21 protein-coding genes and 1 pseudogene are annotated in these 22697 nt (G+C 62.0%); 3 read left to right on the forward strand and 19 right to left on the reverse strand.

Going from position 1 to position 22697, the window contains the following annotated elements:
- Window positions 1-38 precede the first annotated feature (38 nt).
- The 5 genes and pseudogenes from FPK30_RS07460 to FPK30_RS07480 form a co-directional block, all read right to left on the reverse strand.
- Window positions 39-1427 (reverse strand): ABC transporter permease family protein, encoded by a 1389-nt coding sequence (locus FPK30_RS07460; RefSeq protein WP_144085959.1) that lies wholly within the window; start codon window positions 1425-1427, stop codon window positions 39-41.
- A gap of 32 nt (window positions 1428-1459) precedes the next feature.
- Window positions 1460-2170: an ABC transporter ATP-binding protein gene (locus tag FPK30_RS07465; protein ID WP_260804489.1), complete on the reverse strand. Its 711-nt coding sequence runs from the start codon at window positions 2168-2170 to the stop codon at window positions 1460-1462.
- Window positions 2171-2506: 336 nt separating this feature from the next.
- Window positions 2507-3546, reverse strand: a pseudogene (locus FPK30_RS07470) (zinc-dependent alcohol dehydrogenase family protein).
- Window positions 3547-3808: 262 nt separating this feature from the next.
- On the reverse strand, window positions 3809-4378 hold the full coding sequence (locus FPK30_RS07475) for a DNA repair protein (RefSeq protein WP_186279447.1): 570 nt from the start codon (window positions 4376-4378) through the stop codon (window positions 3809-3811).
- Window positions 4379-4552: 174 nt separating this feature from the next.
- Entirely contained in the window at window positions 4553-5200 is a 648-nt protein-coding gene (locus tag FPK30_RS07480; RefSeq protein WP_186279453.1) for an HAD family hydrolase, read from the reverse strand.
- A gap of 311 nt (window positions 5201-5511) precedes the next feature.
- Here FPK30_RS07480 and FPK30_RS07485 point away from each other — a divergent pair, with 311 nt between their 5' ends.
- The gene (locus tag FPK30_RS07485) at window positions 5512-5850 is read left to right on the forward strand and encodes a metalloregulator ArsR/SmtB family transcription factor (RefSeq protein WP_044097886.1); all 339 of its coding nucleotides are present in this window, start codon (window positions 5512-5514) and stop codon (window positions 5848-5850) included.
- A gap of 10 nt (window positions 5851-5860) precedes the next feature.
- Window positions 5861-6589 carry an SdpI family protein gene (locus tag FPK30_RS07490; RefSeq protein WP_144085963.1) on the forward strand — a complete coding sequence of 243 codons (729 nt, stop codon included), beginning with the start codon at window positions 5861-5863 and terminating at the stop codon, window positions 6587-6589.
- A gap of 217 nt (window positions 6590-6806) precedes the next feature.
- Here the strand turns inward: FPK30_RS07490 and der are convergent, their stop codons facing one another.
- Window positions 6807-8915 (reverse strand): bifunctional cytidylate kinase/GTPase Der, encoded by a 2109-nt coding sequence (gene der / locus FPK30_RS07495; protein WP_144085964.1) that lies wholly within the window; start codon window positions 8913-8915, stop codon window positions 6807-6809.
- Entirely contained in the window at window positions 8912-9685 is a 774-nt protein-coding gene (locus FPK30_RS07500; protein ID WP_144085965.1) for a pseudouridine synthase, read from the reverse strand. The genes der and FPK30_RS07500 overlap by 4 nt, the downstream gene beginning before the upstream one ends.
- A gap of 170 nt (window positions 9686-9855) precedes the next feature.
- Between FPK30_RS07500 and FPK30_RS07505 the strand changes: the two genes are divergently transcribed.
- Window positions 9856-11079: an MIP/aquaporin family protein gene (locus FPK30_RS07505; RefSeq protein WP_186279448.1), complete on the forward strand. Its 1224-nt coding sequence runs from the start codon at window positions 9856-9858 to the stop codon at window positions 11077-11079.
- A gap of 6 nt (window positions 11080-11085) precedes the next feature.
- Here FPK30_RS07505 and FPK30_RS07510 read toward each other — a convergent pair whose 3' ends face one another.
- The 12 genes from FPK30_RS07510 to FPK30_RS07565 all read right to left on the reverse strand — a co-directional run bounded on the left by FPK30_RS07510 (window position 11086) and on the right by FPK30_RS07565 (window position 22649).
- Window positions 11086-11433 carry a DUF3017 domain-containing protein gene (locus tag FPK30_RS07510; protein WP_232345810.1) on the reverse strand — a complete coding sequence of 116 codons (348 nt, stop codon included), beginning with the start codon at window positions 11431-11433 and terminating at the stop codon, window positions 11086-11088.
- A gap of 133 nt (window positions 11434-11566) precedes the next feature.
- Window positions 11567-12940 (reverse strand): NAD-dependent succinate-semialdehyde dehydrogenase, encoded by a 1374-nt coding sequence (locus FPK30_RS07515; RefSeq protein WP_144085967.1) that lies wholly within the window; start codon window positions 12938-12940, stop codon window positions 11567-11569.
- Window positions 12941-13071: 131 nt separating this feature from the next.
- Window positions 13072-14673, reverse strand: a complete 1602-nt coding sequence (gene purH / locus FPK30_RS07520) for a bifunctional phosphoribosylaminoimidazolecarboxamide formyltransferase/IMP cyclohydrolase (protein ID WP_144085968.1) — start codon at window positions 14671-14673, stop codon at window positions 13072-13074.
- Window positions 14674-14725: 52 nt separating this feature from the next.
- On the reverse strand, window positions 14726-16102 hold the full coding sequence (locus tag FPK30_RS07525; protein WP_144085969.1) for a cell division protein PerM: 1377 nt from the start codon (window positions 16100-16102) through the stop codon (window positions 14726-14728).
- A complete protein-coding gene (sucD, locus tag FPK30_RS07530; protein ID WP_144085970.1) occupies window positions 16099-17022 on the reverse strand; it encodes a succinate--CoA ligase subunit alpha in 924 nt (307 codons plus the stop codon). Before sucD ends, FPK30_RS07525 begins: the two co-directional genes overlap by 4 nt.
- Complete coding sequence (gene sucC / locus FPK30_RS07535; RefSeq protein WP_144085971.1) at window positions 17019-18233, reverse strand: ADP-forming succinate--CoA ligase subunit beta; 1215 nt, start codon at window positions 18231-18233, stop codon at window positions 17019-17021. The genes sucD and sucC overlap by 4 nt, the downstream gene beginning before the upstream one ends.
- Before the next feature lie 22 nt (window positions 18234-18255).
- The gene (locus FPK30_RS07540; RefSeq protein WP_110412910.1) at window positions 18256-18840 is read right to left on the reverse strand and encodes an adenine phosphoribosyltransferase; all 585 of its coding nucleotides are present in this window, start codon (window positions 18838-18840) and stop codon (window positions 18256-18258) included.
- A gap of 108 nt (window positions 18841-18948) precedes the next feature.
- Window positions 18949-19506 carry a preprotein translocase subunit YajC gene (locus tag FPK30_RS07545; protein WP_186279449.1) on the reverse strand — a complete coding sequence of 186 codons (558 nt, stop codon included), beginning with the start codon at window positions 19504-19506 and terminating at the stop codon, window positions 18949-18951.
- Window positions 19507-19572: 66 nt separating this feature from the next.
- Window positions 19573-20649, reverse strand: a complete 1077-nt coding sequence (gene ruvB / locus FPK30_RS07550) for a Holliday junction branch migration DNA helicase RuvB (RefSeq protein WP_232345811.1) — start codon at window positions 20647-20649, stop codon at window positions 19573-19575.
- Window positions 20650-20652: 3 nt separating this feature from the next.
- Window positions 20653-21264, reverse strand: a complete 612-nt coding sequence (gene ruvA, locus FPK30_RS07555; RefSeq protein WP_144085972.1) for a Holliday junction branch migration protein RuvA — start codon at window positions 21262-21264, stop codon at window positions 20653-20655.
- 43 nt (window positions 21265-21307) lie between these two features.
- Window positions 21308-21889 (reverse strand): crossover junction endodeoxyribonuclease RuvC, encoded by a 582-nt coding sequence (ruvC, locus tag FPK30_RS07560; RefSeq protein ID WP_015021817.1) that lies wholly within the window; start codon window positions 21887-21889, stop codon window positions 21308-21310.
- 4 nt (window positions 21890-21893) lie between these two features.
- Entirely contained in the window at window positions 21894-22649 is a 756-nt protein-coding gene (locus FPK30_RS07565) for a YebC/PmpR family DNA-binding transcriptional regulator (protein WP_144085973.1), read from the reverse strand.
- Window positions 22650-22697 lie beyond the last annotated feature (48 nt).

The raw sequence follows: 22697 nt of genomic DNA on the forward strand, positions 1-22697 counted from the left end.
GCTCAAATATGTACCCGGCTGTATGCAGCGGGACTTTATTACTCGCCGATGGCATGCGATATGACACTGACAGAGTTCTCGAATCTGGTGGTCAGGGCTTGGATTCCTGTGGCCGCGGCACCAAGCAGGGATGCGATGAGCACCACTACGATCCAAGCGCCCCATTGCACGCTCATCTGTGATTTGCCCATGAAGCGCGAGAGCATGAAGGTCAGGGATGAGGTGCAGAGCAAGGTGATGACCAGGGAGAACAGTGTGCTGGTAATCATAGTGATGATGCCATCAAGTGCGCCCAATACTCTGAGCTGGCCGATTCCGGCACCTGATACGTAGGTCAGCGCCAGATCAAGCCCTCTGCCTTTGGAAGTGATCAAGGTGCCTGCAATTGCACCTGTTATCGCGATGATCAGTGGCGGTCCAGTGAGCGCCAGGAGACTCGCAAACATGTCTGCGGTCGCCGGAACAGTGCTGTCTGGTGTGGGGGGCAAAGCGACTTGCATGGTGGTGATCATCGTGCTCAACCCTCCGCCGACGGTCATCAGCAATGACAGACCTGCAGTCATCGGGATGATCGCCGCTCCCTGGCGCTGTATGCTGCCGACAGCCTGCTGGCCTGCCAGCCTCCAGGTTCTGGATGGCAACGCCACAATACGCGTCCATATCGCCGTGAAGCCGGGCAGGAAGTATGGTGCGAAAGCTGCCAGCGAGAATATCTGGAGGAACATGCCGCCCATGACGAAGGCGAGAAATACCGTCATCCGATCCGCAGCGGCATTGCTGCTCATCTGACTGGCAGGAGGGTTAGTTGCAAGTGCAAAAGCTGGAATCAGCAACATACAGCCCGCGCCAATCAAGCATACGATTCCCAGGAGGAAGCGGAAGACGCCTATCCGCTTTGGCGGGTTCTGGGATTGCCTGAGGGCTTCCATTGGTCGTATTTTCGAGAGCGAACGGATAGTCAACAGGGTGCTTATGAAGATGGGCGCAGCGCTGAAAGCAAGGCCCTTGCCCAGCGAATTGAACAGGTGGCTGCCGGCATAGGTCAAATGCAAATCTAATGGATTTGTCACCATGGCGAAGATCAAGGGTGTAATCACTGGCAGCAAAAGGCAGGTGGCTGCAATAGACAGGATGCATAATCCCATGACAATCAGCAGATTCCAGGCCAGCAGTTGCCAAGGCAGAGCGCCTTGCAAAACCATGAGCGCCAGTTGATGCCGTCGTTGATTCAGTGCTGAGTTCATGACCCATAGCAGCACAGCTACGGTGATGATCACGCTGAATGCTAAGGCGGGACCAGTGTATGAGGATCCAAGTTCCTGCTCCGGGCCCTGATAGTCCTGATCAATGATCGTGGCAACCGCAATGAGGGAGCAGATGACGGTCTGGGATACGACCATGGCCAGCAAGACGGCGCTCCAGACCATGGGCGCTGCTTTGAGTTCGGACAGAGCGCCTCTCATGCCATGGGCGCTTTCGCAGAGAATGACTGGCTGATACGGCCATCGCGCACGGCAAACAGCCGATCGCACTGACCCGCCACCTCATTGTTATGCGTCACCACGACGATGGTTTTCTTTTCGTGGTTGGCAAGTTCCTTCAGCACCGATATGACCTTTTCTCCGGATTCCTGATCCAAGGCGCCAGTCGGCTCGTCCGCGAATACCACGTCTGCGTCGGATAACAGGACGCGGGCCAGGGCAACACGTTGCTGCTCGCCGCCCGACAGCAGGGTGACGCTTTTCTTTTTCTGATCGATCAGGCCAAAGTACTTCAAGAGGGAATCCGCCGTCTTTCTGGGAAAGCGGGATCCGCGAAGGGTGAATGGCAGAGCCAGATTCTGTTCGACTGTCATGCTGGTGATCAGGTTGTAGGACTGGAATACGAAGCCTAGATGCTGGCGTCTGAACTTGGTCATGGCCGACAGCCCCAGACGGGTTATGTCCTTGCCCAGCAGAAGCACAGTGCCGCTAGTGGCCTTCTCCAGCCCAGCCAGGCAGTACAGCAGCGTCGATTTGCCGCTGCCTGACGGCCCTATGATGCCGGTCATCTCCCCCGGATAGGCAGTGAATGCTATGTCATTGAGAATGGTCAGTGAATCGCCGCGGCGCGGGGAGACCACCATGGACAGCCCCGTAGCTTCAATCGTTGGTGTCGGGCCTCTGCTCACGCTTACGTTGGGGTTATTCATAGTTGCATCTTTCCCTTGGATGATCATCGACGACCTTCCAGACCGAGGCATCTACGCCCAGTAATGCTGATTCGCCTCGCAGATGTCATGTGCCCTCGTTCGTCGCTTGACCCTGTATGACGGTCATCCTTGTCGTCATCAGTCAATTCCATTGATATCAGCGAAAGAAGGGATGAAATACCCTGATTTACCCTGAATTATCCCTGACTGGGCCCTGATTTTTTCGGAATAAGAGGCATGTTCAGGCAGGCATGCTTACGCGGCGCCACCGGTAATGTCAGCAGCGCCGAGAATCAGCTGATTACTGCTGCAGCCTCATTCGCTGACAAGCAGCAGGGATTTGATGGCGGTGCGCTGGTCCATGGCCTCATAGGCCTCCTGGATGTGATCCAAGGCAAAGCGCTTGGTAAAGACCTTGCCTGGCTGGATGCTGCCCTTGAGCACTTGGTCAAGCAGCAGATGCCTGTCATATGTGGTGACCGCGGCCGTGCCTCCTCGCAGCCCAACATTGCGCCAGAACAGCTTAGAGGTGTCCATGGTAGCCTGCTGCGGTACGCCCACCCTGCCGACTACTGCGCCGGGCCGGGCCACCCTGATGGCGGTGTCGGTGGACAGTTCGGTGCCCACGCATTCCAGAACCGCATCGGCTCCGGCTCCGTCGGTGAGGGCCATGACTTGCTCTACAGCAGCGTCGCCGCGTTCAGCCACGATGTCAGTGGCTCCGAATTCACGCGCCAGCTTCTGGCGGTCCTCATGCCGGCTCATGGCGATGATGCGTTCGGCCCCACGCAGCTTGGCTGCTATGACTCCGCACAGACCCACCGCTCCATCGCCCATGACAACGACCGTGTCGCCTTCTTTGACCTGGGCTGTTGCGGCTGCATGATAACCGGTGGCCATCACGTCGGAGAGGGTCAGCAGGGAGTCGAGCATGTCATCGCTGTAGTCCTCAGGCTGGCCTGGAATCTTCACCAAGGCCCAGTCCGCGTTGGTGAATCGCAGATACTCGCTCTGATAGCCGCTGCTCCCCCGCCTGTCCGGATCAAGGCAGTCACCGTCGAAGCCGGCCCTGCAGGCCGCGCAGTGCCCGCAGCCATGAGTGAAGGGTGCTATGACGAAGTCACCATGTTTGACATGAGTGACATCCGAGCCCACCTTTTCGACCAGGCCGATGGCCTCGTGCCCTACGTGACTGCCTGCGGGCATTGAGGAAATCCCCCGGTACCACCCAGGTCGGATCCGCACACGCAGGCCCGGACGACCCGAATCACAGCATCTCCGGGCTTTTCGATGGTCGGCATCGGTGCTTCCTCCAGCTCGATGCGGCCTGGCTTCACAAACTTTGCTGCCTTCATGCTCTTGCTCCCCATTCTTCACTACCTGGCGTATTCGCCCGCCAAGTATGCGGATGAAACATAGTCTACGGAGTTCAATCCGCTCGAAGTCAAGTCACAGCCTTATTGTGTGCGATTCACCGAGGTTCGGACAAGATTGTTACGCGGGAATACGGTCATTAAGGTGCAGCCATATATAGGTACTTTATAGGGGCCGCATAGAGGTGCCGTATCGGGATACCGTCATATGCCTTGTGGCTCGGCCGAACCACAAGGGATCAACTCACTTGGAAGTGCTTTCAGGACCACCAAGTTCCTTGAGGAAGGCAGCGTAGGCCTGGGGATTGCGATGGTTTTTGCCTGCTTGGACGATCAGCCCGTGGTATTCGCGCAGATCGTTGAGCGGCCACTGATCAACCTGAATAAAATCCGCCTCGTACTCTTCGCCCTCCTGGTATGACCGCAAGGAGGCCCATCCCAGACCGTCCAGCATCCGGCGTGCATAGGCATCCCAGATAAAGCAGCGCTGGCCGAAGGCATAAAGCCGTATGACATCCGCCGTCTCGCGTCCGACTCCGGCAATGGTGAGCAGGTCGTCACGCAGACCTTCATCCGCGCAATCCTCAACATCGGGCGTGCGGATGCCGTGAGCCAGCAGCCACTGAGCCAGGGCCTTGCAGGTGCGTGCCTTGGCCTTCATAAAGCCGCTTGATCTGATCAAGTTCGTCAGCCTTACCAGGTCGATGTCGGCCATGTTGCAGGGGTTGAGCAGATCGGCCGTGCGCAGCTGCTCGATGGACATGGCCGCGTTCCCCCAGGCCGTATGCTGGACCAGCACCGCTCCGATCATCATCTCGAAGTCGGTCTCTGCCGGCCACCAATTCTGCAATCCCAGGCGAGCGAGCAAACGTGAATACAGCCACTTTGAGCAACCGGCATTTATCCTGCCTGCATTGCCCATAACGCCTCCACCAAACTATTTGACGCTTTTCATGGTAACAGCTGGCTCAAGCCGGTGCGGAGCGAGTCAGAGAATGGCAGGCGCCTGGGCGAAGTCAGTGATAGCGCCATCGGCCTCAGAGCGAATGGCATCCCAATCGTTGGCCGAAGACTGGTCGTACATGGCCCAGACCTTCATCCCAGCCCGCTTGGCGGAATCGATGGCGACCAGAAGATCCTCGAACACTGTGCAGTGGTCGGGCGCAACTTCCAGCATCCGCGAAGCCAACAGGTAGATTTCCGGCTCCTCCTTGCCAACGCTTTTGGCATCATCCACGCTGCAGACCTGGTCGAAACAATCGGTCATGCCAGCGTGCTTCAGAGCAGCCTGTCGTAGGCGCGGAGGGAGGCTGGTTGCCACAGCCAGGGCGGCACCGCTGGCTTTTAGCGCCTGCAGGTAATCGAGTGCATGTGGCTTGGGCTGCACAGCTGTGGCGTAGAGCAGGAGCGCGTCCTCGTTCCACTCCTCCACAAGATCTTCTGGGCGCTCGTCAAGGTGGAAGCGGTCGATGGTGTACCTGGCGATGGCGCCGGTCTGCATGGAGGCCACTGCAGATGCGTAATCGTCCGGCATGGGGATGTTGCGACGAGCAAAGAAACGTTGGTCGATTTCCTCCCAGACTCCCATGGAATCCAGAAGTGTGCCGTCGAGATCGAAGATGGCGGCCTTGCCAATGTTGACTTTTGTTCTATTTTCGCCCACGCCGCAAGTTCTCCTTTTCGTCGAAGTTATTCATAGTAGCATGATCTCGGATCAGGTCTGGCTCACCGGTTTTGAGCCAATGTTCTCCCCGATCAGCCTTGGCTTCAGAAAAGTAGGTATGTTCAACAGTTTAATATTGCCATGCAAGCTATTAATCTCAGCGATTGTCAATTATTTTGCGCTCAGCGAGCGAAAAGCACATAAAAATTGAAGAATATATACAATATTGGTTGAAACAATGTTAGCATGCAAATACTAGAGAAAATCATCGAAAAAGGAGACTTATGGCTATTCAAGAAACAACAGCGGCTCTGGCTGATCCCCTGCGTCGTCGTGTGCTGGATCTTTTGGAGCAGGGCGGCATGGAGGCTGGACGCCTGGCCGAAAAGCTGGGAATGACGCCATCCAAGCTGTCCTATCATCTGCGGAAGTTGAAAGAAGCAGACCTGATTGTCGGCCACAAGCAGGGCACCAGGGTCATCTACGAACTCAATCTGAGCGTGCTGGACAGCACTATTCAGTGGCTCTACCGCCTGCGGACCAGCGCCAGCGACAAGAGAAGTCTGCCCGAGCCTCAGACTGTGAGCAAGGAAACTGGTTCGACGGCGGTTTCCGAGTCCTAAGGAGACTCTCATGGCGGATGGCAGCAAAGCGGGTCGGTTCGTCCCGACCCTTGTCGCGGCTCAGTGGTTGCCGGGGATAATCATGCTGGGCGTAAGCCGCATAGTGGTCAATCGTCTGCCGAATGAAAACGTCCCGCTTCATTGGAATGCACAGAACCAGGTGGACCGCTGGGGCTCTCCCCAGGAGCTGGTTTGGATGCCCTGCTTCTGTCTGGTCATTGCGCTGATTTGGACCATCCTCATGCTCGTCCTGCGCGCATATTTGATTAAACGTGGTGATGAAGCGGGGCATACCTTGACCGTTTTTCTGCTGGGTGGTCTATGCATGCAGATTATTTTCGCGGTTTTAGATCTGTTCGAATTAGCTGTTGCTGATCCTCATTGGGGATGGTGGCCGACGGATTTCGGCATTGATAAGGTCGCCATGCTTTTGACCGGTCTGACTCTCATAGTCATCGGCAATCTTGCTCCTAAAACCAGACCCAATGGCATCAGCGGTTTTCGGGTGCCAGGTGCCTACGCCAGCCGCGAGGCTTGGCGCCGTTGTCAGCAGTTTGGCGGGGTGGTCTCCATGATTCTGGGCGTGGTCATGATCCTGTCTGCCCTGGCTTATAGCGGAGTCAGGCTCTACTGGACCTGTGGAACCGCTCTGGCAATCGTCCTTGTACTCATCTGTGCCTATGGTTCATACGCTGGCAGAAAGTATGCCGGGCAAGGAGGACCTGTCTACCACCGTTAGTGCTTATATGCAATGAGTGGTTTGAAGGAGACTGCAAATAACAGATCTGCATATACGCAATGGGGACTATCTGAATCTTTTGGAAGGATTTGGAGGTCCCCTAAATACAACAAATGTCCAGAAACACAGTTCTTTCTACAAGGATTTGCAGACAAGGCCGTCTAGTCGAGAAGGCAAGGTCCCTGGGCCGACTAAAGAACCGGCTCAGGGACCTTCTTTATTTGCGCTTCTTCTTCTCGCGGATATGCACAGAGATCTGGATGGGAGTGCCCTCGAAGCCGAACTCCTCGCGCAGGCAGCGTTCCAGGTAGCGGCGGTAGCCGTGCTCCAGGAAGCCGGTGGCGAAGATCACGAAACGCGGCGGCCTTGTGGAGGCCTGGGTGGCGAAGAGGATCCTTGGCTGCTTGCCGCCTCGCAGCGGATGCGGGTGCGCGGCCTGAACCTTGCCCAGGAAGGAGTTGAGCTTGCCGGTCGGTATGCGCTTGTCCCATGATTCCAGGGCAGTGCGCATGGCCCTGGCCAGCCGGTTGGTGTGCCAGCCGGTCTTGGCAGACAGGTTGACCCGCTCGGCCCAGGTGACCCGGTCGAACTCGGTCTGCCAGAGCCGCTCAAGACGCTGACGGCCGAAGTCGTCCAGCAGATCCCACTTGTTGAAGACCAGGACGATGGCCCGGCCAGCATCCACGGCCTGGCTCATGACCTTCAAGTCCTGGTCGGCGATGGGCTGGGAGGCATCGAAGAGAATCAGCGCCAGCTCCGAGCGTTCGATGGCCGCCTGGGTGCGCAGGCTGGAGTAGTACTCGGCACCCGAGATCTTGTGCAGGCGACGCTTGATGCCGGCGGTGTCGATGAAGAGCCAGTCCTCGCCGTCCACCTGAACCACCTGGTCGACCGGGTCGCGGGTGGTGCCGGCCACATCGTGGACCACGGCTCGCTCCTCGTGGGCCAGCTGGTTGAGCAGGGAGGACTTGCCCACGTTGGGCCGCCCGACCAGGGCCACCCGGCGCAGGCCTTCCGGAGTGAGGAATCCTGAGGTCTTCTCGGCCTTGCTGAGCTGTTCCAGCGCGGCGTCCAGCAGGTCACCTATCCCCCGGCCGTGCATGGCGGAGATGGCATAGGGTTCGCCCAGGCCCAGCTTCCAGAATTCGGATGCGGCGTAGTCGGCCATCCGGTCATCCAGCTTGTTGACAGCCAGGACGACCGGCTTGCCGGCGGCCCGAAGCATGGTGACGATTCGCTCGTCGCTGGCGGTCAGTCCCACCTGGCCATCCACGACCAGAATGACGGCATCAGCCAGGGATACGGCTACCTGCGCCTGGGAGGCGATGGCGGATTCGATGCCCTCCACGTCGCTCTCCCAACCGCCGGTGTCCACCAGCTTGAATTGGGTGCCGGCCCACTCGGCCTCGTAGCTGACACGATCCCGGGTCACGCCAGGGGTGTCTTCGACTACGGCAGCACGGCGGCCGAGAATCCTGTTGACCAGGGTGGACTTGCCCACGTTGGGCCTTCCCACCACGGCCAGCACGCCCACGGCCTTGGGGCCATGGTCCTGGTCATCCTGGTTCTCGGAGCCGCCCTCCAGCAGAGCACGGTCCTCCTCGTCCAGCTCGTAGTCGTCCAGGTTGCGGGCATACTCGTCGTAGGATTCCTCCTCCATGGCCGAGGAGACCAGATCGATCAGGACCTGCAGGGTCTGCTCGAAGGTCAGATCGGAGTTGTCCACGGTGGTCACCCCGTCAGCGGCGCTCATGAAGGAGGTGACCTTGGAATCCCGGGCATCCCGGGCAGCCAGATCCTCGGCACCGGCTGATCCGGACTGGGCCTGGCCGCTGCGGCGGGCCTGGCGGACCTCCTCACGGGCTGTCAGCAGCACACGGACCTGGGCATCCGGGGCCACCACGGTGGTGATGTCCCGTCCTTCGGCCACCACGCCACGATCTTGGTCAGCCATGATGGCCCGCTGGGCGGCGATGAGGACATGGCGCACAGCCGGAATCGAAGAGACTACGGAAACGTGCTCGGAGACCCTGGTAGAGCGTATCGCTTCATCCACGTCACGGTCGTCCAGGCTGACTCTGGGATGTTCGGGGTCCAGTCCCATGACCAGGTGGCCGCCGGTGATGGAATCGGCAACGGCTTCGGTGATCGCCTCCTGGTCGGGTTGATCCGCGTCCAGGTCCAGCCTGCGGTCCATGCACCAGAGGGTGACCGCCCGGTACATGGCACCCGTGTCCAGGTAGGCCAGGCCGAAATGCTCGGCCAGGGCCCGCGAGGTGGAGGACTTGCCCACGCCTGCCGGGCCATCGATGGCGACGGTGATCACAGTCCGACCTCCTTATCCAGGGCCTTGATCTCGGCGGCGGAGAGCACCCGGTAGGAGCCCGGACGGATCTCGCCCAGCCGGATGGGGCCGATCTGGGTGCGCACCAGCCGGGTCACCGGGTAGCCGATGGCGCCGAAGATGCGCCGGACTATCCGGTTCTTGCCCGAATGCAGGACCACCTTAACAATGGTGTGCTCGCGGTTGTGGTCGATGATGGCGCAATGGTCCAGGCGGATGAGGCCGTCGTCCAGCTCCACCCCTTGGCTGACCAGCCGCCGGCAGACGTTGCCGCCAATATGGCCGTTGAGTGTGGCGATATAGGTCTTCTCCACCTCGTAGCGCGGGTGCATGACGTGCTGGGCCAGCTCCCCGTCGTCGGTCATGAGGATCAGGCCCTCGGAGTCGTAGTCCAGCCTGCCCATGTGGAAGACCCGCTCGTAGCGGTCCCCGATGATGTCACGCAGGGTGAACCGGCCCTTGGGGTCGTCCATGGTCGAGAGGACCTTCCGAGGCTTGTTCAGGGCCAGCGTGACGTGCTTGTCGTTCAGATGGATGCGGGATCCATCCACGCGGATCTGCTGATGGGAGGGGTCCACTCGGCTGCCCAGCGTGGTGACCAGCTTGCCGTCGACCTCGACCCTGCCCTGGGTGATGATCTGTTCGCATTTGCGACGAGAGCCGAATCCGGCCTGGGCCAGCACCTTCTGGAGGCGGATGCCTTCCTCCCCCTGTTCGCGCGCTCTGATCGCCTGTGTGTATGGATGTGGCATCGTTCTCCCAACGTGGCCTGATAGATATGTAACGGATGACGTTCTGGACGACCGCAGCCGCCAAAAGGTCATATCATACTATATCGGAGCCTAGGGAAGTGTTGTTGGCTTGCCCTAAGCTGGAAACTGTTGTTGTTCATTGTCGTCGAAGGGATTGCAAGGTGGGGAACATGACTATGGAAGCAAGTGCTGAGCCGGTTCTCGAGCAGGCCGACGGGCAGGTTGCCGCAAAGCCCGTCCGCAGGCGGATCAGGCCCCGTGATGTTCGTTGGATTCGTGCGGCCGCAGAGCTGGTGGGCACCTTCCTGATCTGCGCGGTCATCTACCTGTCCTACAGCTTCGGCCAGCTGGTCATGGGCCAGCCCAGCGTGGTGCTGCCGGTCCTGGGAACCGCCCTGACCTACCTGGTCGTGACGGCCATGCTGGGCGGCGTATCCGGCGGCCACTTCAACCCCGCCGTGACCGTGGCCGCTATGTTCACCTCGCAGATCAGCATGGTGGACGGGCTGATCTATATCGTCGCACAGGTCATCGGCGCTATCGGCGCCGGTGCACTCGCCGTCGCCCTTGTTCCGGTCAGCAAGTCCGTGCCGGACAGGACCTGGCTCATGTTCTCGGTCAACGGTTTTGCCGGCGGATCACCCGCTGCAGCCACCCTGGGCCAGCAGCACATCGCCTTCGGGGCGCCCATGGCCATCGTGGTTGAGCTGATCGGCTGCATGATCGTGGTGGCTGCGGCCATCACCACCCTGCGCTCCGACGGCCGCGCCCGCCGCAACCATGCTCTCTATACCGGCCTCGCCTACGGCGTCGGCGTGCTGGTCACCTACCCCATCACCTGCTCGGGACTGAACCCGGCTCGCTCCACGGGCATCGCCATCTTCGCCCAGTCCAAGCACATGGCCGTCAGCCCGATCTCGCAGCTCTGGCTCTTCTGGATCTGCCCCCTGCTGGCTGCCTCTCTGGTGGCCCTGGTTATCATCATGACCAGCATCGTCACCGACAACATGGCCATGCGCGCCATGGGCATCGCCACTGATGCGCAGCCGGATGTCCAGGCACAAGCAGAAGCTGATGCCTTCGCCGCGACCGGTGTCCCGGATCAGACGGGGGCTGAGGCACAGGCTGACGCATTTGCAGCCGCTGGTGCCCAGGCCTCCCCTGCTCCGGTTCAAAACACCGCTGCTGAGGCTGCAGATGCTGCTGACACGGCTACCCCGGCAGACACTCCGGCTCAGGCTGTCGATGTATCGGCTCTCTCCGATGCCGATGCCGGAACCATTCCCGATCTGCAGGTCGAGCCCCTTCATACTGCTTCGGAAGCAGCAGACAGCGACGATCAACCCGAAGACAAGCCTGCTGAAGGCTCAACCACCGAGGATCGAAAAGCCTGAAAGGGGTCACAGCAGCAGCTGAATGCTGGTGTAGGTGACCAAAAGGCCAATGCCCAAGCCAAAGCTGATGAAGGCGTCAAAGGGCACTGACCGCACCTTCCAAGGGCTGCGATCCTTGAGAATCAGGCGCAGGGCGCCGCAAACCAGGGCCGCGACGGACACCAGTCCAGTCGCGGCCCAGGTGTATCCACAGAAGGCGACAAGCGCGGCGACCAACACCACCAGAAAGATGATGCCCTCGCAGACAGGACGACCCTCTTGGGCCTCTGAGACGAAGGGATGGCCACGGCCGGATGTCTTGGGAGGCTGTGAGGGCTTGAGGTCCGGGTTCTCGGCCTTGTATGCGTCTGTCATGCTCTCCTGCCTTCTGCGCTTGCTCTACAGATTCGAGCCTACCAGCGCTGCTGACGCAAAGCGACCGTGCCGCCATCGCTCTTGGACGATGATGGCACGGTCGCTGGTTCAACAAGGAGTCAGAGCAGTCCGATCAGTTCTTGTGCTGGAAGATCAGATGCTCGTTGGCGAAGGTGTCGAAGCCCAGGCTGTAGAGCTCGCGGCCGTAGCCGGAGTTCTTGATGCCGCCGAAGGGCAGCTCGGGCATGGTCACCCAACCGCCGTTGATGAAGGTCATGCCGGTCTCGATGCGACGGGCCAGGGCATCAGCATGCTCGGTATCCGAGGAGAAGACCACACCGCCCAGGCCGTAGCTGGAGTCGTTGGCCAGTTCAATGGCTTCATCCTCGTTGGCCACCTTGTAAATGGAGGCCACAGGGCCGAACATCTCCTGGTTGTAGACGGGGTTGTCACGGTCGATGTCCGTCAGAACCGTCGGGGTGAAGAAGGCCCCCGGCGAATCGTAGGGCTTGTTGCCGTAGGCGACCTTGGCTCCACCAGCCACAGCCTTTTCGACCTGCTTGGCCAGGTTGTCGCGGGCGGAGACCATGCACATGGGGGCCAGCGTGGTTTCGGGGTTGCTGGGATCGCCCAGAACCGCGTGCGAGAAGGCGTCGACGATGAGCGAGACGAAGTCGTCGTAGCGGTTCTCCGTGACGATGAAACGCTTGGAGGAGGTGCAGACCTGGCCGGCGTTCGTCAGCCTGGCGCCTGGGGCCACCTTCTTGAGCAGATCCCAGTCAGCGTCATCCAGGACGATGAAGACGTCGTTGCCGCCCAGCTCCATGGAGGACTTCTTCAGGTTGGCTCCAGCCGACTTGGCCACCGAGGCGCCGCCGCGCTCCGATCCGGTCAGGGCCACGCCAGAGACGCGGGGATCGGCGATGGCACGGTCAACCTGGTCATAGTTGACGAAGAGGTTGGTCAGGCTGCCCTCGGGGGCTCCTGCTTCCTTCACGGTCTGTTCGAAGGCCACAGCCGAACCCGGTACGTTGGAGGCGTGCTTGAGGATCATAGGGTTGCCCAGAATGAAGTTGGGGGCGAACACGCGCATGATCTGGTAGTAGGGGAAGTTCCAGGGCTCAACCATGAACACGATGCCGGTGGCCTGCTTGACGTAGTAGGCCTTGCCGGCGGGGTTGTCCAGGGGGACGGGAGCCAGCAGCTCCTCGGCGTGATCGGCGAAGTAGTCGGCGATGTCCGCGCACAGCTCCACCTCGGCGCGGGCTTCGCCCACCAGCTTGCCCATGTCCAGGGTCAGGTTGGCTGCAAGGGCATCCTCGTTCTGACGGAAGAGCTTGGCCACCTGGTGCAGTTGTGCGGGACGGTCTCCCGGGCCCTCCTGCTTGCGCCAGGTCTTGTAGAGGTCATGGCCGCGAGCCAGGGCATTCTCCAGATCCTCGTCGGTGGCATCTGGATACGTCTTGATCAGTTGGTTGTTAAAAGGATTGACTGTCTGATAGGTCACAATATCTCCTTCGAATTATGGGTACCTAGTCAGCATCATCGCTGGTCAGTTCCTTCAGCATATCACCGCATTGGACCCCACGGTCAAGGAATTTGTCGCAGGGCGGCATTCGGCCGTGGGGTCCGGTTTTATCAGTGGAAGAAGTGGCGGGTACCAGTCAGATACATGGTCAGATCGGCGTCCTGGGCGGCCTTGATCACCTCGGGATCACGGATGGATCCTCCTGGCTGAACCACGGCCCTGATGCCGGCCTGGATCAGATATTCCAGGCCGTCGGCGAAGGGGAAGAAGGCATCGGAAGCGGCCACCGAGCCCTTGGCCCGGTCGCGGCCCTCGTCCAGGGTGTTGGCCCGCTCCACGGCCAAATGGCTGGAGTCCACCCTGTTGACCTGGCCCATGCCGATGCCCACAGTGGCTCCCTGGTTGGCCAGGAGCACGGCGTTGGACTTGACCGAGCGGATGGCCCGCCAGGCGAAGGTCAGATCATCCATGGTCGCCTGGTCGGCAGGGTTGCCGGAGACCAGACGCCAGGTGGAGGGATTGTCTCCCGGGGCGTCGATCAGGTCGGGCGTCTGCACCAGGGCTCCCCCGTCGATTTGACGGATGACCGGGCGCTGACGCGGGCGTCGTTCCACAGACAGGATCCGCAGGTTCTTCTTGGTCCGCAACAGGTCCAGGGCCTCGGGCTCATAGCCTGGTGCCACGATCACCTCGGTGAAGACCGGCTTGATCTGCTGGGCCATGGTCAGGGTGACCGTGCGGTTGGCGGCGATGACCCCGCCATAGGCGCTCATGGGGTCGCAGGCGTGGGCGCGGCGGTGGGCCTGGGCGATGTCCTCCCCCACGGCCAGACCGCAGGGGTTGGAGTGCTTGACCACGGCCACTGCGGGCAGGTCGGGGAAGTCCCAGACCGAGCGCCATGCGGAGTCAGCGTCCACATAGTTGTTGTAGCTCATTTCCTTGGCCCCGCCCAGGTGCTCTGCCGCAGCGAAGCCGTCCCGGTCCAGCGGGTCCAGGTAGAGGGCGGCCTTCTGGTGGGGGTTCTCCCCGTAGCGCAGCTGGCTGGCCAGACGCCAGGTGCGAGTCAGTGCCGGGGCCGGTTGCTGATCCTCTGCCTTGTCCTGCTTGTCGTCAACCCATGTGCGAGCTGTCCACTCGGCGATGGCCGCATCATAGGAGGCGGTCAGAGCGAATGCTTTGGCAGCCAGACGTCCGCGCTCGGCCAGGCTGAACCCGGTGCCGGAGGCGATGCGCTCGGCGGCCAGGGCATAGTCGTCCGGGTCGGTGATGACAGCCACGCTGGCATGGTTCTTGGCAGCGGCGCGAATCATGGCAGGGCCGCCGATGTCGATGCGTTCCAGGCACTGGTCTGCGTCGGCGCCTTCGAGGACTGTCTGTTCGAAGGGGTAGAGGTTGACCACCACCAGGTCGAAGGGGGCTATGCCCAGGTCTTTGAGTTGCTGGACATGGTCGGGATTGGTCATGTCGGCCAGCAGCCCGGCGTGGATGTGCGGATCCAGGGTTTTGACCCGGCCGTCAAGGCTCTCAGGGAAACCGGTGACCTTTTCCACCGGGGTGACCTGGACGCCCAGATCCTGCAGCTTCTTTGTGGTGCTGCCGGTGGAGACGACCTCGGTGCCTGCCTGGCGGAAGGCCGATGCCAGGGCCTCAAGGCCCTGCTTGTGGTAGACCGAGACCAGCGCTCGGTTGATGGTTCGATTCGTGGTGACCATGGAAACTCCTGCTCCTATGCTTGAATGCCGAGGCGCCCCGCCACCTTCGGACCTACTTGCCTGGTCTGCGGGTGGACGAGACCTGTCGTGGTGTGTCTGCTCGGTCGGTTGCCTTGGGCTCCTTTCCCTCCTGACCGCGTGATTGGTTGTGTTTTTTCTTGTTTTCCGCCTGGGCGGAAGTCTTTTTGGTGTCTGCCTGGCGCAGATAATCAATCAGGATGTCCTTGATGATGACCAGGGCGGCGATGACGAGTGCCAGCAGCCATACGCCCAGCAGGCCGACCCCCAGGGAGGTCCCGATCATGCGCAGGGAGGAGGCTATGGGCACGCCCACTCCGGCCAGTCGCTGGCGGCCCAGGGCCCCGTTGGAGAGCTGGAACAGCAGGGCAAGACCGAGCAGGGCGACCATCCAGGCCAGGACCATGGCCAGGGTTGCCATCAGGAAGCAGACTGCGGTGTCTTGGGATTTCAGCCCTGCTTGGCGCACGGCAGCGTGAATTCTGACACCCCATGGCCCGGTCAGCAAGAGAATGCCGACAACCACCCCGGCCAGCAGGGGCAGGTTGAGCAGGAGCAGACGAACCCCCTGCCGGGAGACAGGCTCTGGGAAAAGTCCAAAGAGGGGCAGCGAGGGCAGACTTGAGGCGTGTCCGGACCAGAGGGTGAAGGCGGCCAGCTGGCCTATCTTGAAACCGTCACCGAAGAGCCAGGAGGCAGCCCAGATAATCAGATTGGGCAGCCAGGCCAGGGACGCCAGGCTGGTCGTCACAGCCGAGGCGGTGCCCATACGTGTCAGTTTGAACAGGCGGCCCACGTCTCCGTGATAGAGAACAATCCAGACGATCAGGGCGATCAGGCCGGCGGCCAGCATGGCGGCCAGGAGGATCAAGCCGGCCGTGAGCCCGAGCCGGATGGTCCTGCGGACCTGGACCGGCAGAACCTCTTGAATGCGTTTGGTGAAAGTCTGGCGGAACGGTTCAGAGCGGACCCAGGCCCAGCCGTAACCCAATAGGAAGACCAGGCTGGTCCGAAAAAGCATGACCGGGGTGGTGTCCACCTGGATGGTCTGGCTGCCCTGCATGAGGATGAGGCTGCAGAGCACCCAGACGACCAGGCCGGTTATGCAGCCGCCGACGGACATGCCCAGTCGGCTGACCAGTGAGCGGATCATCCAGATCAGCAGACCGGTCAGCAGCAGGGGGATGATGGTCAGGGTCAGGGCCCCGGCTGTGAACCCGCAGCCCTGGGTGAGCAGGGTGATGGTTTCTGTCAGGGCCACAGTGGCCATGGACAGGGATGGCCCGCCCTCCTCAATGGAAATAATGAGCAGGAGCAGGGCCATGCAGGCCCCGAGGGCGACAGTGTAGATAAGTATGGCTAGGAAGGCCTCTAGGGCCCCCCGGAGCCATACTTTCACCCTGTCGGTCATATGATGGCATGCTCCCGCAGCAGGTCGCGGGTCAGCTGGGCGGTCTCGCCGGGTGTGGTGCCCACCTTGATGCCGACGGACTCAAGCACTTCCTTCTTGTCTGCAGCCGTGCCCTTGCCGCCCGAGATGATGGCTCCGGCGTGGCCCATCTGCTTGCCCTCTGGGGCGGTGAAGCCGGCGATATAGGCCACGATGGGCTTGGTCATGTGGGTGGAGGCCCAGTGGGCGGCCTCCTGCTCAGCCGAGCCGCCGATCTCGCCGATCATGACGCAGGCCTTGGTTTCAGGATCGCGGTTGAAGGCCTGCAGGGCCTCCAGCATGGTGGTGCCCACAATGGGGTCGCCGCCGATGCCCAGGCAGGCGGTGAAGCCGATGGAGGACAACTCCCCCATGAGCTGGTAGGTCAGGGTGCCGGACTTGGAGACCAGCCCCAGCGGGCCCCGACCGGCGATGCCCTGCGGGATGATGCCCAGGTCTGCGCCAACGCCGTTGGGCCGGTCGGACATGGTCATCAGACCCGGGCAGTTGGGGCCGACGATGCGGCAGCCGCGTTCCCTGGCCAGGGCCACGCAGTAAGCGGTATCGGCCACGGGAATGCCCTCGGTGATGACCACGATCAGGGTGATGCCGGCCTCGATGGCCTCGACCATGGCGTCCTTGGCGAATCTGGGCGGGACGAAGACCACGGAGGTACGAGCCCCGGTCGCCTGCCGCGCTGCTGCGCAATCGGCGTAGACGGGCACATGACGAGCCTGGCCGTCAGGGCCGTCAAAGTCGACCGTGATTCCGGCCTTGCGGGCGTTGACCCCAGCCTGGATGTTGGTGCCTGCCGCCATCATGCGGGCCGTGTGGACCATGCCCTGGCGACCGGTCATGCCCTGAACCATGACGGGGGCGCCGTCTTCAACGAAGAGGGTCATCGTCCCGTCTCCTTTCCTGCCTGAGCGGCCAGGGCCACGGCCTGGTCCGCCGCCTCCTCCATGGTGCGGGCCACCTTGAGCCGAGGCTCTTGGGCCTTGGCCAGCAGGTCCAGTCCCTCGGCAGCCTCATTGCCGTCGAAGCGGACCACGATGGGCCGGTCGTCGTTCTGGTCTTGCTTGCCCGCAGCGCTCACGGCTGCCAGGATGCCCTGGGCCACCTGCTGGCAGGAGGTGATGCCTCCATAGACATTGACCATGACCGAACGGATCTTGGGGTCGGAGAGGACCACGTCCAGGCTGGTGCGCATGACCTCGGGCGAGGCGCCGCCGCCGATGTCAAGGAAGTTGGCGGGTCCAACAGGAACGCCCTGTCGGCGTCCCGACCCGGCGACCGCATCCAAGGAGCTCATGACCAGTCCTGCACCGTTGCCGATGACGCCCACCTGGCCGTCCAGATGGACGTAGTGCAGGCCTGCGGCCTTGGCCCTGGCTTCCAGCGGGTCGACCTGCGCCGGGTCCGTGAACCGCTTCCAGCCGTCGTGCCGGAAGGCCGCATTCCCGTCCAGGGAGATCTTGGCATCGAGGGCGTCCAGGTGCTTGGTGGCCTCGTCGTCCGGGTCGCCCACCTTGGCCAGGGGGTTGATCTCGACCAGGGTCGCGTCGCTGTCCTGGAAGGTGTGCCACATGCCCAGAAGGATCTGCGCGGCCTGCTCCAGATCCGCATGGTAGAAGCCGATGCGCTCGGCCATGGTGCGGGCGGCCTGCCTGTCGAAATCCTCCAAGGGGCCGATGTGCAGGCGCCGGACTGATTCGGGGTGCTCGCGGGCGATGGTCTCCACCTCGGTGCCGCCGCTGGCCGTGGCCAGGACATCGTAGTCCCGGGAGGCGCGGTCCACTGAGATGGACAGGTAGTACTCGTGCAGGATGTTGCGGGCCTCGGTGACCAGGATCCCGCTGACCGGGTGGCCATCGATGTTCATGGGCAGGATGGCCTGGGCCAGAGCCACGGCCTGATCGTGATTCTCGGCTCGCTTGACGGCTCCGGCCTGTCCCCTATGGCCAATGGTGGCCTGGCCCTTGATCATGCAGGGGTAGCCGATGACGTCGGCTGCCTGGCCGGCCTCTTCTGCGGTTGAGGCATAGACGGCCCTGGGTTGGGAGATGCCATGTTCAGCGAGCAGCTGCCTGGCCTGGTATTCGTACAAATCCATGGTGAAGGTCCCCCAATCGTGCTCAGGCAGGCATGTTCATCAGGCAGGTCACCGGGTAGGCGCCCAGGGCCTTGCGGCCGTCCAGACCGTTGAGCTCCATGACGAAGCTGAAACCGGCCACCTGGCCTCCAGCCTGCTCCACCAGACGCGCAGCTGCCTGTGCGGAACCGCCGGTGGCGATCAGGTCGTCGACAATCAGGACCCGCTGGCCAGGGCGCAGGGAGCCCTGCTCGATTTCGATGCGGGCGTTGCCGTATTCGAGGGCATACTCCTGGCTGTAGGTGGGCTCGGGAAGCTTGCCGGCCTTGCGCATGGGCAGGAAGCCCTTGCCCAGATCGGTGGCCAGCTGGGGGCCGATCAGAAAGCCGCGTGCCTCAAGCCCGGCTACCAGGTCGAAGTCCTCCGGCTTGACGGGCAGGGTGCGCTTCATGGCGTCGAGGATGATGGCCAATCCTCTGGGATCCGACATGGCCGGGATGAAGTCCCTGAAAAGGATCCCCTTCTTGGGAAAGTCCGGAATGGTACGGATCAATGAGATCAGATAAGCGGCGTCATCATCGCCCACCTGCTTAAGTTCTCCAACCTTGATATCGTCCGATTGAGCCATGATCTTCTTTCTGTTTTGCTCCTTGGAAGTGGTTGCCGGGGCCATCATACGCGCGCCGCGTTTCCGTTCGGAGTCAGCCTGACGGAAGGTGTGGCGCGCGTATGATGTTCAGGACTTGGCGGAAGTCGAATCCGAAGCCTTGGAATCCTCGGACGCCTCCGATTCGTCAGCCTCATCGGACTTTTCCTCATCCTGAGTCTCGGCCTTGTCTGATTCGTCTTCTGGCTCCGGCTCGGAATCCGACCTGGATTCGGCCTCATCCTTGCCCTCGGAGGCGGCAGAGTCCTCTGTGGCAGCATCATCGGCAGCGGTGTCTTCAGAGTCGGTGACTTCGGCGGGGGCATCCTCATTTTCTGGCAGGGGGTTGCCGTTTTCGTCAACCTCGTCATCGTGGATATAGGCGGGGACGATGGGCGGCTTGGTGATGGCCTGGATGCGCCAGCGGGACTGCGAACCTTCGGAGTCGATGACCACCTGTTCCTTCTCCAGATCCACGGAGACCACCTTGCCCAGAAGGCCCGTGGTGGTGGCTACCTCGTCACCGGGCTGCAGGGACTGGCGGAAGTCCTGGACGGCGGCCTGCTGCTGTTTGCTCTTGCGGGAGCTTCCCCACATCATGGCGATCATCAGGGCGATGATGACGATCATGAAAATCATGGATCCCATGGCTGTTTCCACTCCTTGTTTTGGCGGGTATCAAACGGCGATATGCATTGCTGCGAAGACCCCAGTCTAGAACAGCTTCATGACATCCTCGGGCGGTTTGCGGCCCAGGTGCTCCCAGGCCTTGGTGGTGGCTACACGTCCCTTCGGGGTGCGTACCAGGAAGCCCTCGCGCACCAGGTAGGGCTCACAGACCGTCTCGACTGTCTCGGCCTCCTCGCCCACCATGGCGGCCAGATTGTTCAGGCCCACGGGTCCGCCGTCGAAACTGTTGACGATGGCCTTGAGGACGGCCAGATCCAGGCGATCCAGCCCCTCGGAGTCGATCTGGTAGAGGGCCAGGGCCTGCTTGACGTCATCAGGGCCGACCTGGTCAAGATCGTGGACTATGGCCCAGTCGCGCACCCTGCGCAGGAGGCGGTTGGCGATCCTGGGCGTGCCGCGGGAGCGCAAGGCCAGCTGATGGGCGGCATCGTCCTGCAGAACGATGCCCAGGACCCTGGCCGACCGCTCGACCAGCTTCTCCAGCTCCTCCTCCGGGTAGAAGTCCAGGTGGGCGGTGAAGCCGAAGCGGGCCCGCAGGGGCGAGGGCAGCATGCCCTCACGGGTGGTGGCGCCGATGACCGTGAACCTGGGCAGGGTCAGCGGAATGGAGGATGCGCCGGGGCCCTTGCCCACCATGACATCCACGCGGAAATCCTCCATGGCGATGTAGAGGAGCTCCTCGGCGGCCCTGGGCAGGCGGTGGATCTCGTCGATGAAGAGCACCTCGCCGGCCTCCAGTGAGCTCAGGATGGAGGCCAGGTCGCCGGCATGCTGGACGGCCGGCCCCGAGGTGACGCGGATGGGCACCTCCAGTTCGTGGGCGACGATCATGGCCAGGGTGGTCTTGCCCAGGCCTGGAGGGCCCGCCAGAAGGATGTGATCGGGGGCCACGTCACGCTTTTTGGCGGCCTTCAGGAAGAGGCCCAGCTGGGCCTTGAGCCGGGGCTGTCCGATGAATCCGTTCAGGGTTTCAGGACGCAGCTCCTCGTCGCTGACCGGCTCGCCTTCGATGGGCCGGGCCGAGACCATCCGCAGGGATTCCTCCTGGGCGTCACCGTTCTGGGAGTCGATGTACCCCGTAGACATCTGCTTGTCAGCCATGGGTCAGCGCCCCCTGTCCAGCCGGGTCAGGGCCTGCTTGAGCACCTTGGGAATGTCGGCCGGCTGCAGGGGCAGGGTGTAGCCGCCCTCGCTGCAGGTCTGCTCCACGGCCTGTTCGGCATCACGCTGCAGCCAGCCCAGGGAGATCAGTCCCTCCACCACCTGGTGGGCGCCGTCGTCGGTCCGGGCGGGTCCCTGCCTGCCTGTGCCGGCATCCAGATCCAGCTTGCCGGAGAGTTCGAGGATGATCTTCTGAGCGCCCTTCTTGCCCAGGCCAGGCGCCCGGGACAGGGCCGCAGCGTCGCCGTCGGCCACGGCCTGGGCCAGCTGGTCCGAGTTCAGGGTGGCGAGTATGGACAGGGCCACGCGCGGTCCGATGCCGCTGACCTTCTGCAGCTGGGCGAAGAGGGATTTCGACGTGCGGCTGAGGAATCCGTAGAGGGTCAGCGCATCCTGTGTCAGGGAAAGGGCGGTGTAGACGGTGACCGTGGACTCGGCCCGCATGGAGGCCAGGTCCGACTGGGGCATGCGAACCTCGAAACCCACCCCCGAAACATCGATGACGGCAGAGCCTGTTTCGATGGCGGCCACCCGCCCGGTCAGCATTGCCAGCACTTGATCACCCCTCGATGGAATTCGAACGTCTGTTCGAATCAGCTTACATGTCTCGCTGGACTCCCCGGTGCCTGCCGTACTTGGCAGAGGCCTGGGCCCACTGACGTTGGGCCTGGGTCAGATGCTCCTCGCGTTCCCCGCCCTGAATGGCTCCGGCGGGCCTTAGGGCGTGGCAGATGGCTTGGGCCAGAGCGTCGGCGGCATCGGCGGGTTTGGGCAGCTGGTTGAGTCCAAGAATGCGGGCCACCATCCGCTGCACCTGAATCTTGTCGGCCTGGCCGTTGCCGGTCACGGCCATCTTGGCCTCGGTTGGGGTGTGCAAGGCCACAGGAATGCCTCGCTGTGCCGCCCCCAGCATGGCCAGCCCGGCCGCCTGGGCGGTTCCCAGCACGGTGTTGTGGTTGGACTGGGCAAAGACCCGCTCGATGGACACCACGTCAGGGCTGAAACGGTCCAGGGCGGCCGTCAGCCCCTGGTAGATGGCCAGCAGCCGCAGGTCCTGGCTCTGTTCAGGGTCTGAGCGCACGACGTCCACATGAACAAAGGAAAGCCGGCGCGATGCACCGGCTTCAATGACGCCAACGCCGCATCGGGTGAGCCCCGGGTCGACGCCGAGAACGATCATAGGGTCACTCGTCGTCCAACTGGGCCATGACCTCGTCGGGCGCAGTCCAGTTGCTGTAGATCTCCTGCACGTCGTCCAGGTCGTCCAGGTTGTCGATCAGCTTGGAGACCTTGCGGGCGGAGTCCAGGTCCAGGGTGACCTCGCTCTTGGGGTTGAGGACCAGGTCGGCGGAGTCGTAGTCCATGCCCGCGTCCTGCAGGGCCTTGCGGACGGTGACCATGTCGCCGGGGGCAGTCAGCACGGTGTAGCTCTCGCCGTTGTCCTGCACGTCCTCTGCACCGGCCTCGGCGGCCTTTTCGAAGACCGTATCGTAGTCCAGGCCCTCCGAGGGAACGATGATCTGGCCCTTGCGCTCGAAGTTGAAGCTGACCGACCCGTTCTGGGCCAGGGAGCCGCCGCCCTTGGTCAGGGTGGAACGGACTTCGGCGGCTGCACGGTTGCGGTTGTCGGTCAGGCACTCGATGATGATGCCCACGCCAGCGGGAGCGTAGCCCTCGTAGACGATGGTCTCGTAGTTGGCCGCTCCGGCCTCCTCGCCCGAGCCGCGCTTGACGGCCCTGGTGATGTTGTCTGCGGGCACGGAGGACTTCTTGGCCTTGACGATGGCGTCGTAGAGGGTGGGGTTGCCGTCGGGGTCACCGCCGCCGGTGCGGGCGGCGATCTCGATGTTCTTGATCAGCTTGGCGAAGAGCTTGCCACGCTTGGCGTCGATGGCTGCTTTCTTGTGCTTGGTGGTCGCCCACTTCGAATGCCCTGACATATGTCTCCTGACGGTACGAATGCGTAAACGAATGGAATTCTAGTTCCG

The sequence above is a fragment of the Bifidobacterium apousia genome (genome assembly GCF_007559275.1).
Lineage (GTDB): Bacteria > Actinomycetota > Actinomycetes > Actinomycetales > Bifidobacteriaceae > Bombiscardovia > Bombiscardovia apousia.

What these genes read in the sequence shown, in the direction of transcription:
- FPK30_RS07460 (WP_144085959.1), bottom strand. Translation starts at nt 1,427, where the DNA reads ATGGTCTGGAGCGCCGTCTTGCTGGCCATGGTCGTATCCCAGACCGTC.
- FPK30_RS07475 (WP_186279447.1), bottom strand. Translation starts at nt 4,378, where the DNA reads ATGATGATCGGAGCGGTGCTGGTCCAGCATACGGCCTGGGGGAACGCG.
- FPK30_RS07485 (WP_044097886.1), top strand. Translation starts at nt 5,512, where the DNA reads ATGGCTATTCAAGAAACAACAGCGGCTCTGGCTGATCCCCTGCGTCGT.
- FPK30_RS07490 (WP_144085963.1), top strand. Translation starts at nt 5,861, where the DNA reads ATGGCGGATGGCAGCAAAGCGGGTCGGTTCGTCCCGACCCTTGTCGCG.
- FPK30_RS07500 (WP_144085965.1), bottom strand. Translation starts at nt 9,685, where the DNA reads ATGCCACATCCATACACACAGGCGATCAGAGCGCGCGAACAGGGGGAG.
- FPK30_RS07505 (WP_186279448.1), top strand. Translation starts at nt 9,856, where the DNA reads ATGACTATGGAAGCAAGTGCTGAGCCGGTTCTCGAGCAGGCCGACGGG.
- FPK30_RS07510 (WP_232345810.1), bottom strand. Translation starts at nt 11,433, where the DNA reads ATGACAGACGCATACAAGGCCGAGAACCCGGACCTCAAGCCCTCACAG.
- purH (WP_144085968.1), bottom strand. Translation starts at nt 14,673, where the DNA reads ATGGTCACCACGAATCGAACCATCAACCGAGCGCTGGTCTCGGTCTAC.
- FPK30_RS07525 (WP_144085969.1), bottom strand. Translation starts at nt 16,102, where the DNA reads ATGACCGACAGGGTGAAAGTATGGCTCCGGGGGGCCCTAGAGGCCTTC.
- sucD (WP_144085970.1), bottom strand. Translation starts at nt 17,022, where the DNA reads ATGACCCTCTTCGTTGAAGACGGCGCCCCCGTCATGGTTCAGGGCATG.
- sucC (WP_144085971.1), bottom strand. Translation starts at nt 18,233, where the DNA reads ATGGATTTGTACGAATACCAGGCCAGGCAGCTGCTCGCTGAACATGGC.
- FPK30_RS07540 (WP_110412910.1), bottom strand. Translation starts at nt 18,840, where the DNA reads ATGGCTCAATCGGACGATATCAAGGTTGGAGAACTTAAGCAGGTGGGC.
- FPK30_RS07545 (WP_186279449.1), bottom strand. Translation starts at nt 19,506, where the DNA reads ATGGGATCCATGATTTTCATGATCGTCATCATCGCCCTGATGATCGCC.
- ruvB (WP_232345811.1), bottom strand. Translation starts at nt 20,649, where the DNA reads ATGGCTGACAAGCAGATGTCTACGGGGTACATCGACTCCCAGAACGGT.
- ruvC (WP_015021817.1), bottom strand. Translation starts at nt 21,889, where the DNA reads ATGATCGTTCTCGGCGTCGACCCGGGGCTCACCCGATGCGGCGTTGGC.
- FPK30_RS07565 (WP_144085973.1), bottom strand. Translation starts at nt 22,649, where the DNA reads ATGTCAGGGCATTCGAAGTGGGCGACCACCAAGCACAAGAAAGCAGCC.